Origin of the sequence: Kocuria kalidii (genome assembly GCF_044462225.1) — a bacterium.
Lineage (GTDB): Bacteria > Actinomycetota > Actinomycetes > Actinomycetales > Micrococcaceae > Kocuria > Kocuria kalidii.
The window spans coordinates 1-10,039 of the sequence record NZ_JBISWJ010000018.1 but is presented as its reverse complement, the minus strand read 5'-3'; the positions used below and the strand labels follow the sequence as shown (position 1 = coordinate 10,039).

Annotated in this window: 11 protein-coding genes; 6 read left to right on the top strand and 5 right to left on the bottom strand. The window is 71.7% G+C overall.

Annotated features, from left to right (window positions below; all coding sequences use genetic code 11):
* Window positions 1-25: 25 nt before the first annotated feature.
* Window positions 26-298, bottom strand: coding sequence for a hypothetical protein (locus tag ACH9D3_RS02550; RefSeq protein ID WP_396409732.1), 273 nt, complete (start codon window positions 296-298; stop codon window positions 26-28).
* A 169-nt stretch (window positions 299-467) separates the two neighbouring features.
* Here ACH9D3_RS02550 and purD point away from each other — a divergent pair, with 169 nt between their 5' ends.
* Both purD and ACH9D3_RS02540 read left to right on the top strand, forming a co-directional pair.
* On the top strand, window positions 468-1,781 hold the full coding sequence (purD, locus tag ACH9D3_RS02545; protein ID WP_396409731.1) for a phosphoribosylamine--glycine ligase: 1,314 nt from the start codon (window positions 468-470) through the stop codon (window positions 1,779-1,781).
* On the top strand, window positions 1,778-2,758 hold the full coding sequence (locus tag ACH9D3_RS02540; protein ID WP_396409730.1) for a phosphoribosylaminoimidazolesuccinocarboxamide synthase: 981 nt from the start codon (window positions 1,778-1,780) through the stop codon (window positions 2,756-2,758). Before purD ends, ACH9D3_RS02540 begins: the two co-directional genes overlap by 4 nt.
* A 6-nt stretch (window positions 2,759-2,764) precedes the next feature.
* Here the strand turns inward: ACH9D3_RS02540 and ACH9D3_RS02535 are convergent, their stop codons facing one another.
* The 3 genes from ACH9D3_RS02535 to ACH9D3_RS02525 all read right to left on the bottom strand — a co-directional run bounded on the left by ACH9D3_RS02535 (window position 2,765) and on the right by ACH9D3_RS02525 (window position 4,521).
* Window positions 2,765-3,106, bottom strand: coding sequence for an MGMT family protein (locus tag ACH9D3_RS02535; protein ID WP_396409729.1), 342 nt, complete (start codon window positions 3,104-3,106; stop codon window positions 2,765-2,767).
* The gene (locus tag ACH9D3_RS02530) at window positions 3,103-4,242 is read right to left on the bottom strand and encodes a histidine kinase (protein ID WP_396409728.1); all 1,140 of its coding nucleotides are present in this window, start codon (window positions 4,240-4,242) and stop codon (window positions 3,103-3,105) included. Before ACH9D3_RS02530 ends, ACH9D3_RS02535 begins: the two co-directional genes overlap by 4 nt.
* Before the next feature lie 123 nt (window positions 4,243-4,365).
* Window positions 4,366-4,521 carry a hypothetical protein gene (locus ACH9D3_RS02525; RefSeq protein ID WP_396401086.1) on the bottom strand — a complete coding sequence of 52 codons (156 nt, stop codon included), beginning with the start codon at window positions 4,519-4,521 and terminating at the stop codon, window positions 4,366-4,368.
* A 219-nt stretch (window positions 4,522-4,740) separates the two neighbouring features.
* On the opposite strand from ACH9D3_RS02525, the gene ACH9D3_RS02520 reads away from it, so the two are divergent.
* Window positions 4,741-5,421 carry a response regulator gene (locus tag ACH9D3_RS02520; RefSeq protein ID WP_396409727.1) on the top strand — a complete coding sequence of 227 codons (681 nt, stop codon included), beginning with the start codon at window positions 4,741-4,743 and terminating at the stop codon, window positions 5,419-5,421.
* A 440-nt stretch (window positions 5,422-5,861) separates the two neighbouring features.
* Here ACH9D3_RS02520 and ACH9D3_RS02515 read toward each other — a convergent pair whose 3' ends face one another.
* On the bottom strand, window positions 5,862-6,566 hold the full coding sequence (locus tag ACH9D3_RS02515; RefSeq protein WP_396409733.1) for a GntR family transcriptional regulator: 705 nt from the start codon (window positions 6,564-6,566) through the stop codon (window positions 5,862-5,864).
* A 231-nt stretch (window positions 6,567-6,797) separates the two neighbouring features.
* On the opposite strand from ACH9D3_RS02515, the gene ACH9D3_RS02510 reads away from it, so the two are divergent.
* Genes ACH9D3_RS02510 through ACH9D3_RS02500 form a run of 3 tightly spaced genes read left to right on the top strand, consistent with a single transcriptional unit; the run spans window position 6,798 to window position 9,978 of the window.
* On the top strand, window positions 6,798-7,661 hold the full coding sequence (locus ACH9D3_RS02510; RefSeq protein WP_396409726.1) for a heterodisulfide reductase-related iron-sulfur binding cluster: 864 nt from the start codon (window positions 6,798-6,800) through the stop codon (window positions 7,659-7,661).
* Entirely contained in the window at window positions 7,658-9,340 is a 1,683-nt protein-coding gene (locus ACH9D3_RS02505) for an LUD domain-containing protein (protein WP_396409725.1), read from the top strand. Before ACH9D3_RS02510 ends, ACH9D3_RS02505 begins: the two co-directional genes overlap by 4 nt.
* Window positions 9,337-9,978: an LUD domain-containing protein gene (locus tag ACH9D3_RS02500; RefSeq protein WP_396409724.1), complete on the top strand. Its 642-nt coding sequence runs from the start codon at window positions 9,337-9,339 to the stop codon at window positions 9,976-9,978. Before ACH9D3_RS02505 ends, ACH9D3_RS02500 begins: the two co-directional genes overlap by 4 nt.
* Window positions 9,979-10,039: the final 61 nt, after the last annotated feature.

Here is a 10,039-nt window from a genome sequence, read left to right as displayed (position 1 = left end):
CCCCGGGGCGGTGGTCGAGGTAGGGTCAGCTGCCGGTCTCGCCGGCGTCCCCTTCGGGAACCGCGCCGGTGGTCGCCGCGTCGCTCATGCCCGTCGCCCCGGTGGTGGGCTCGGAGCCCATCCCGGTCTCCGTGGCCATCGGGTCGGCGCCCATCTCGGTCTCCGCGAACTCGTTCTCGGGGACGGTCTCCGCCGGGGCTTCGGCCGGGGCCTCCGTCTCCGTGTCGTCGCAGCCGGCCACGAAGAGGCCCAGGATCGCTGCTGCGGACGCTGCCATGACTCGCTTGTTCGTGTTCATGCCTCCACGGTAGGACTGTGAGCCGGGTCACCAGGGAAGATGTCCGAGGAAGTCTCCGGGCCGCGGGAACTGCATGACGACCATCAGGGCGCTTACCTACACTGGGAGGTTGTGCCCCGGAGCGCGCGACGATGTGTCAGATGCCGGTGCCGCCAACTAGCCTGAGGGCGTGAAGGTTCTGGTACTGGGCCCCGGGGGCCGCGAACACGCAATCATCCGCGCTCTGCTGGCCGATCCCGAGGTCGAGCAGGTGCACGGCGCGCCGGGCAACGCGGGGATCGCCCAGCTCGTCCCGGTGCACGCCGTGGACGCCGACGACCCCGCCGCGGCCACCGCGCTGGCGCGCGAGCTCGCGGTGGACCTCGTCGTCGTCGGGCCCGAGGCCCCGCTGGTCGCCGGCGTGGCCGACGCCCTGCGCGAGGCCGGCTTCGCCGTCTTCGGCCCCGCACGGGCGGCCGCACGGCTCGAGGGCTCCAAGGCGTTCGCCAAGGAGGTCATGGCGTCCGCCGGGGTGCCCACCGCCATGGCGCGGGTCGCCACCACGGAGGACGAGGCCGCCGACGCCCTCGACACCTTCGGCGCCCCCTACGTGGTCAAGGACGACGGGCTCGCCGCCGGCAAGGGCGTGGTCGTCACCTCCGACCGCGCGGCCGCGCTGGAGCACGCCGCCGCGTGCTTCGCGGCGGGCGGGTCCGTGGTGGTCGAGGAGTTCCTCGACGGCCCCGAGGTGTCCCTGTTCGTGCTCACCGACGGCACCCGCGTGATCCCGCTGAGCCCCGCCCAGGACTTCAAGCGGATCCACGACGACGACGAAGGCCCCAACACCGGCGGGATGGGCGCCTACACGCCGCTGCCGTGGCTGCCGCAGGGCTTCGTGGACGAGGTCGTGGAGCGCGTGGCCCGCCCGACGGTCGACGAGCTGCGCCGCCGGGGCACCCCGTTCGTGGGGGTGCTGTACTGCGGGCTGGCCGTGACCTCCCGCGGGCTGCGGGTCATCGAGTTCAACGCCCGGTTCGGGGACCCCGAGACCCAGGCCGTGCTGGCCCGGCTCACCACCCCGCTCGGCCGGCTCCTGCACGACGCCGCGTCCGGTCGCCTCGACGAGGCGGAACGGCTGCGCTGGCGGACCGAGACGGCCGTCGCCGTGGTCGTCGCCGCGCAGGACTACCCCGACAGCCCCCGGAAGGGCGACCCGATCGGCGGGCTGGACGAGGCGGGGGCGCTCGAGGCCGTGCACGTGCTGCACGCCGGCACCGCGGTGGCCCGCGAGGGCGAGCACGCCGGCCGGATCGTGTCCGCGGGCGGGCGCGTGCTCGCCGTCGTCGCCCTCGGGGCGGACCTCGAGGACGCCCGCGAGCGCGCCTACCGGGGAGTGGGCCTCGTGGCCCTCGAGGGCTCCCAGCACCGCACCGACATCGCGCTGAAGGCCGCCCGGGGCCTCGTCACCGTCCCCGGCGCCCGGACCCGGCAGGAGCAGGCATGAGCGAGCAGGGAACGGTCACCACCCCGCCGGAGATCCCCGGGTGGACGCACATCTACTCCGGCAAGGTCCGTGAGCTCTACGTCCCCGACGGGTCGCGGCTGCGGGCCACGGGCGTGGCCATCTACGACGACGCCGAGTACCGGGCGGGCTCCGTGCTGGTGCTGGCGACCGACCGGATCAGCGCGTTCGACGAGATCCTCCCGACGGAGATCCCCGACAAGGGCAAGATCCTCACGCAGCTGTCCCTGTGGTGGTTCGAGCAGCTCGCGGACGTGCCCAACCACGTGCTCACCACCGACGTGCCCGAGTCCGTCCGGGGCCGGGCGATCGTCTGCAAGAACCTGTCGATGTTCCCCGTCGAGTGCATCGCCCGCGGCTACCTGACCGGTTCCGGGCTCAAGGACTACCGGGAGACCGGCGAGGTCTGCGGGATCACGCTGCCCCCGGGGCTCGTGGACGGCGACCGGCTCGCCGCGCCGATCTTCACCCCGACCGGCAAGGCGGAGGTGGGCGAGCACGACCTGCCCGTCACGTTCCAGGAGATGGCCGACGTGGTCGGTCACGCCGTGGCGGACCGGCTGCGCGAGCTGACCCTGACGATCTACACCGCCGCCGAGGAGATCGCCCGGGAGCGCGGCATCATCGTGGCGGACACCAAGGTGGAGTTCGGCCTGGACTCCTACCGCGGCGCCATCACCCTCGGGGACGAGGTGCTCACCCCCGACTCCTCCCGGTTCTGGGACGCCGAGACCTACGCGCCGGGCCAGGCGCAGCCCTCCTTCGACAAGCAGTACGTGCGGGACTGGCTGCGCTCGGACGAGTCCGGCTGGAACGGGAAGGGCCCCGTCCCGCCGCTGCCGGAACCGGTCGTGGAACGGACCCGGGCGCGCTACGTCGAGGCGTTCGAGCGGCTCACCGGCCGCACCTTCGACCCGGAGAGCACCTTCTTCGAGGTCGCGGGCCCGCCGGACTACTGAGCGGGCTCACGCCTCGGGAGGATCTGGGGTCCACAGGGCGCGGTCCATGTCCACGCGCACGAGGTGCCGGTCGTCCTCGCGCAGGGGCGTGCCCTCCTCCCGGTACCGTTCCCGGGCCTCGGTCTGCAGGTGGTCGGCGAGGGTGCCCTGCACGGTGACCACCCGCCACCACGGGAGCTCGTCCCCGGTCGGGTTGCGCGCCATGACCGTGCCCACCAGGCGCGGCGAGCGGCACTCGGCCAGCTCGGCGACGTCCCGGTAGGACAGCACCCGGCCCGGCGGGATGCCGGCCACGACGTCCGCCACGCGCCGCGGCAGCCCGGGATCCGGCGCGGCGCGACCGGTCACAGCGCCTCCCGGCCGTCCACGGGCAGGCTCACGTCCAGGACCCACTGCCCGTTCTCGGGACCGCTCTCGGCGTGCCCGCCCAGCAGGGAGACGCGCTCGGTGATCCCCCGCAGGCCCATCCCGGAGGACAGCTCCGACGAGGCGCCCCCGGGGGGCTTCTGCCGGAGCAGGGGGTTGGAGACGCGCAGGCGCAGCTCGTGCTGGTCCGCCGCCACCTCGATCCGGCAGCGCGACTCGCGCGGGGCGTACTTGATGATGTTGGTGACCGACTCCTGCAGGATGCGGGCGGCCGTGCCGCGCACGGTCGTGGGCATCGCCTCGAGGTCCCCGGTGACGACGACCTCCGGCTCGAAGCGCAGATCCCGGAGGCTTGCCACGAGGGACGTGACCACGTGCTCCAGGCTGCCGATGGCCAGGCCCGCACCGGTCACGTCCCGCGGGTGGTCGCCGTCGTTCTCGTCCCGCAGCAGCCGCAGCATGACCCGCAGCTCGTGCAGGGCCGACCGCGCCGCGCTCTCCACGGTCTCCACGACCTGGTGCAGCTCTCCGACGTCCTCGGAGCGGCGCCGGCTCATGGTCTGCATCGTGATCAGGGTGAGTTCGTGGGCGACGACGTCGTGCAGGTCCCGGGCCAGGGCCTGGCGCTCGTCCTCACGGAGCCGCTCGTTGAGGATCTCCAGGTCGCGGACCCGCTCCTCGTTCTTGCGTCGCTGGCCCTGGAAGTACCTGACGGCGGAGCCGGCCAGGGTCGACACGAGCAGTCCGTTGAAGGAGAACCAGAACAACGCGGAGTTGAACGGTCCGGGAAACACGGAGGAAGCGACCGCCCACGCCAGGTACACGAGAAGGTGGACGACCAGGAACTTCCGCGTCGCCGTGGCCGCCACTGCCGCCGTGACCACGCAGATGGTGATGATGACGGAGGCCTGGTACTGGGTCAGGAACGAGGTGACCAGGCACGCCACCGAAGCGACGGACGCATAGGTCGACCGCCAGGCGATCATGCCGATCGCTGCCGATGAGAGGATCGCGTCCAGGGTCAGCATCAGATCGACGTTGGTGTTACCCGTGAAATGCTGGAGCAGGTACTGGAGCTGCGTCAGCATGATCACGCCGGCATACAGAACGACCACCACGGACAGCCACATGCCGATGGGCTCGGCGTGGAAGAACGATGTCTTCGGGGCTGTGCGAGGTGGTCGCTCTGCGAGTGTCGCTATGTCAGTCACACCCTATGGTGTACCGCACTCGAGGAATAATCATCGGCAAAGGAACGGGAACCAGCCACACATGACGTAACCGGGAGCCTGCGGCTTCTGCACCACGAGGGCGTTCGCAGGGGCCGCAGGGCCGACGATGAAGGACGCCGCGAGGGCGGCGGAGGCGACGGCGGTGGCAAGCTTCTTCTTGGTCATGATGGGCTCCTTGAGTCACGAGAACAGCACCGGATCGGGGGGTGTGGCTGGGGTCGGGGGGAGAGATGTCCCCGCCACGAGGGGGGTGTGCTGCCCTGGTGAAGTCAATGTTGCCAACGTTAACAGGTCGGACCTAGCAACCTTTGTCCAGACCGTTTGTGACTTAAGTCGAATATGACGCATTGCACTTTAGGGGACAAGCGAAAATAGACTGGCCGGGTGACTGATTGCAGAGTGCTTGTCGTGGACGACCAGCCGCTGATGCTGGAGGCCCTGAAGTCCTTCTTCTCGGCCGAACCCGGGTTCGAGGTGATCGGGACGGCGTCCAACGGACGTGAGGCCGTCGACCGATGCCTGGCGTGCGACCCGGACGTGGTGCTGATGGACATGAAGATGCCCGTGATGGACGGCATCGAGGCCACCCGGGAGATCACCGCGCGCAGCCCGCGGTCCAAGGTGCTGGCCCTCACCACGTTCTCCACCCTGGAGTTCGTGGTGCCGGCCCTGCGCGCCGGTGCGGCCGGCTACCTCGTCAAGGACGCCCGGCCCGAAGAGATCATCACCGCGGTCCACCAGGTGCTCGACAACGAGATCGCCCTCTCCCCGGCGATCGCCCGCGCGCTCGCGGACAACGTCATCTCCGTTCCCGGCCAGCAGCAGGCGCGCGCGGCGGACGACGGCCTGCGCGCACTGCTGACGGAGCGGGAGATGGAGACGGTCACGCTCCTGGCGCAGGGGCTCAGCAACCGGGAGATCGCCGAGCAGATGCACGTCTCCGAGGGCAGCGTGAAGGCCTACCTCGGCCGGGTCTGCGAGAAATTCGGCGTCCGCGACCGCGTGCAGGCGCTCATCAAGGCGTACCAGAACGGTCTCGTGGATCCGCAGCTGCGCGATCTCTGAGCCGCCGTCGACCTTCGGCGCCCGATCCCGGGACGGAAGTCCACGGCACTTGTAGACGAAAGTATATTCATCTGCATTAGCAAACACGGCATGATCAGTAGTGCGAGCAGAGAAGAAGAAGTCGGTGGATGATCGAGAGACATCCCCACGGTGCACGGCCCGACCCCCCATGAGGCCGAGCTCCGGACCGGATGGTCCACCGACCTGCTCACGGTAGGGGGCCGCCCCGGGACAGTCCCCCCTGGACCGGGACGCGGCCGCGCAAGGCCTGGATCACCTTGCACCCCCTCGGCCGACGGCCCCCTACCGTGCAATCTCGCGGACGAGCGCAGCGGCCCCACCGTCTCCGGTGGGGCCGCTCTCGTCTTCCTGCACGCATCCGCTCAGCCCTGCCGGTGCCGCCCGATCCGGTCGGTCCGGTTCGCCCCGACGGTCCCGTCCTATCGGTCCTGGGCGACGTCGCTGTGGCCGAAGAACCAGGTGATGTGGTGGTGCAGCGCCGCGGCGGCGTCCTCGCCGCGGCGCTGCTGGAACGACTCGAGAATGCCGCGGTGCTGGTCCTGCAGGGTGCGGCGCACGGCCGGCCAGTCCGCGATGCCCGCCACCGTCTCCTGCACGTAACCGATGGTGGCCTGGCGCAGCGAGGCCATGACCGTCTCCACCACCACGTTGCCGGCCAGGGAGGCCAGGAGTACGTGGAACTGCGCGTCGTGCGCGTGGAAATCCTCGTCCGGCAGGGCCGGCTCCTCCATGGCCGCGACCAGCTCGGCCGCCCGCCCGAGCGCCGCGGAGCGCTCGGGGCTGTCGGGGGCCGCGGCCGCCTCGCGGGCGGACTGCGTCTCGAGCAGGAGACGGGTCTGCACCAGGTCCCGGACGGGCAGCGAGCGGGTGGCCACGTGCATCCGCAGCGCCCACCCGAGCGCGGCCGAGGGCTCCGAGATGACGATGGCACCGGCGCTCGGACCGGACCCGGTGGAGGACCGGACCAGTCCCATGGCGTCGAGGATCCGGATCGCCTCGCGCACCGAGGCGCGGGAAATGCCGAACTCCTCGGCCAGGTGGCGCTCCCCGGGCAGCTTGTCGCCCACCGAGATCTCGCCCGAGCGCAGGCGCTCCTCGAGCCAGTCGAGGACGACGGTGTACATGCGCGAGGCCGTGGGCACGGGCGGCTCCTGACGGTAGGTGAGGTGCGCTCCAGTCTAGGGAGCGGATCTCGCGCGCCGGAGCGGCGGTACCCAGCCGATCCGGTGGCTGCAGGGCAGGGCTGTCGGTGCCGATTGTGTGACAGGTCTCACCGGTCTAGCATGGTCAGACCACAGGTGGCGCAGCGTCGTCGTCCCCTCTCGCCGTTATTTGTCCCCGTTCTCGGAGGCCGCATGAGAATCGCCCTGTTCGCCACGTGCATCGTGGACGCGATGTACCCGAAGGTCGCGCTGGCCACCGTGCGGGTGCTCGAGCGGCTCGGGCACGAGGTGGTGTTCCCGCCCGGGCAGGGCTGCTGCTCCCAGATGCACGTCAACAGCGGCTACTTCGACGACGCCCTGCCCGTGGTCCGCAACCACGTCGCGGCCTTCACCGCCGCGGACTACGACGTGGCCGTGGCGCCCTCCGGCTCCTGCGTGGCCTCCCTGGGTCACCAGCAGCCGATGATCGCCCGCGCCGGCGGGGACGAGGCACTCGCGCAGGACGCCGCGACCGTCGCCGCGACCACCTACGAGCTCTCGCAGCTGCTGGTCGACGTGCTCGGCGTGACGGACGCGGCCGCGCAGCTGGGCTCCTGGTTCCCGCACCGGGTGACCTACCACCCGTCCTGCCACGGCATGCGGCTGCTGCACCTGGGGGACCGGCAGAAGGACCTGGTCCGGTCCGTCGGGGGGCTCGAGTTCGTCGAGCTGCCCGACGCCGAGGAGTGCTGCGGGTTCGGCGGGACCTTCTCCTTCAAGAATCCGGACGTCTCCGCGGCGATGGCCGAGGAGAAGATCGGCAACATCGTCTCCACCGGCGCCGAGCTGTGCACCGGGGGGGACGCCTCCTGCCTGATGCACCTGGGCGGGGCGATGGCCCGCCGGGACACGGGAGTGGCCACGCTGCACTTCGCCGAGATCCTCGCCTCCACCCGCGAGAACCCGCTCGACGTCTCCGGGCCGGTGGAGCTGTCCATCCCGGGCCCGGGGGCGCGCCGCGCGGGGTCGTCCCGTCCGTCCGCGCAGTCCGCCGGCGCCGCAGGAGGCACCCGATGAGCCGCACCGCCCTGGGCATGCCCGCCGTGCGCCCCGTCCACGGGCAGGGGAACCTGCACGCGCGCACGGCGTTCCCCGCCGCCGCGAAGTCCGAGCTCGGCAATCCGCAGATGCGCGCCAACATCCGCCACGCCACGCACACGATCCGCGGCAAGCGCACCCGGGTGGTCGAGGAGCTCCCCGACTGGCAGGAGCTGCGGGCCGCCGGCTCGGCCATCAAGGAGCGGGTCATGGCGCAGCTGCCGGAGCTGCTCGAGGAGTTCGAGCGGAACGTCACCGCCCGCGGCGGCACGGTGCACTGGGCGCGCGACGCCGCCGAGGCCAACCGGATCGTCACCGAGCTCGTGCAGGCCACCGGCTCCCCGGACGTCATCAAGGTCAAGTCCATGGCCACCCAGGAGATCGGCCTCGAGGAGCACCTGGCCGGGCACGGGATCACCGCCACGGAGACGGACCTGGCCGAGCTGATCGTCCAGCTGGGGCACGACAAGTCCTCCCACATCCTGGTCCCGGCGATCCACAAGAACCGGCACGAGATCCGCGACATCTTCCTGCAGGAGATGCCCGAGACGGACGAGTCGCTCACGTCCGAGCCGCGCGACCTCGCCGAGACGGCGCGGTCCCACCTGCGGGAGAAGTTCCTCACCACGACCGTCGCGGTCTCCGGGGCGAACTTCGGCGTGGCCGAGACGGGGACGCTGACCGTGGTGGAGTCCGAGGGCAACGGCCGCATGTGCCTGACCCTGCCGGACACGCTCATCACGGTGATGGGCATCGAGAAGATCGTGCCCACGTTCCAGGACCTCGAGGTGTTCCTGCAGCTGCTCCCGCGCTCCTCGACCGGGGAGCGGATGAACCCCTACACCTCGATGTGGACCGGGGTGACGCCCGGCGACGGTCCGCAGGACGTGCACGTGGTGTTGCTCGACAACGGCCGGACCGCGGTGCTCGACGACCCCGCCGGGCGCTCGGCCCTGCACTGCATCCGCTGCTCGGCGTGCCTGAACGTCTGCCCCGTCTACGAGCAGGCCGGCGGGCACGCCTACGGCTCCACCTATCCGGGTCCGATCGGGGCGATCCTCTCCCCGCAGCTCACCGGCATCACCTCCGAGCAGAACGCCTCGCTGCCCTACGCGTCCTCGCTGTGCGGGGCCTGCTACGACGTCTGTCCCGTGAAGATCAACATCCCGGAGATCCTCGTGCACCTGCGCGACGAGGACGTGCGCACGCAGCACGGGGAGCGGGCCGACGACGCCGGCGCACCCGCCACCACCCGCTCCCGGCGCCGGCCGCAGGCCCCGTCCGAGATGGATCTGATGATGAAGGGCGCGTCCTTCGTGATGTCCTCCGGGAAGCGGATGGCCCTGGCCGAGAAGGCCCTGCCGCTGGGCCGGGCCCTGGCCGGCAGGGACCGGGCGATCGGCTGGCTGCCCGGAGCGGCCGGCGGCTGGACCGACGAGCGGGACATCCCCGCCCCGCCGAAGGAGTCCTTCCGCAACTGGTGGGCCGAGCACGCCGACGAGACCGAGCAGCGGGTGGCCGCCGACGGCGGTGCCACCGGTGCCACCGGTGCCACCGGAGTCGGCCCGGACGACGGCGGCGCGGCGCCGCACGAGCCCCGGGACGACGACCGCACCGACGACCGGGACGATGACCGCACCAACGGGGGAGCGCGATGACCGACGCCAAGACCGAGATCCTGGCCCGGATCCGCGGGGCGCTGCACGACGCGCCGCCCGTGCCGGAGGTCGAGCGCAGCTACCGGTCCACCTCGGACCGCCCGCGCGAGGAGCTCGTCGAGATGCTCGAGGACCGGCTGGTCGACTACAAGGCCGCCGTGCACCACGAGACGCCCGAGTCCCTGCCCGCCCGGATCGCCGAGCTGCTCGGGGCCTCCGCCCGCTACGTGGTGCCGGATGGCCTGGACCGCTCCTGGTTGCCCGAGGAGTCCGGCATGCGGCGGGTCATCGTGGACCCCAACGACGCCCGGGCGGCCTCGGCCCTCGGCGTGCGGGAGCTCAACGCCGTGGACGCCGTGGTCACCTCCTCCACCGTGTCCTGCGCCGAGACCGGCACGATCTTCCTGACCGGCCGCGCCGACGAGGGCCGCCGGGCGATCAGCCTGGTCCCGGACCACCACATCTGCGTGGTGCCGCTCGACTCGGTGGTCGAGCTGATCCCGGAGGCCCTGGCCCGCGTGGAGCCCACGGCCCCGGTCACGATGATCTCCGGGCCGTCCGCGACCTCGGACATCGAGCTCGAGCGGGTCGAGGGCGTGCACGGGCCGCGGAGACTGGACGTGGTCCTGCTCGGCTGACCGGCCGGAGCGGCGGCGGGCTCATCGCCGACCGTCGCGGAGCTGTGCCGGCCGGCCGAGC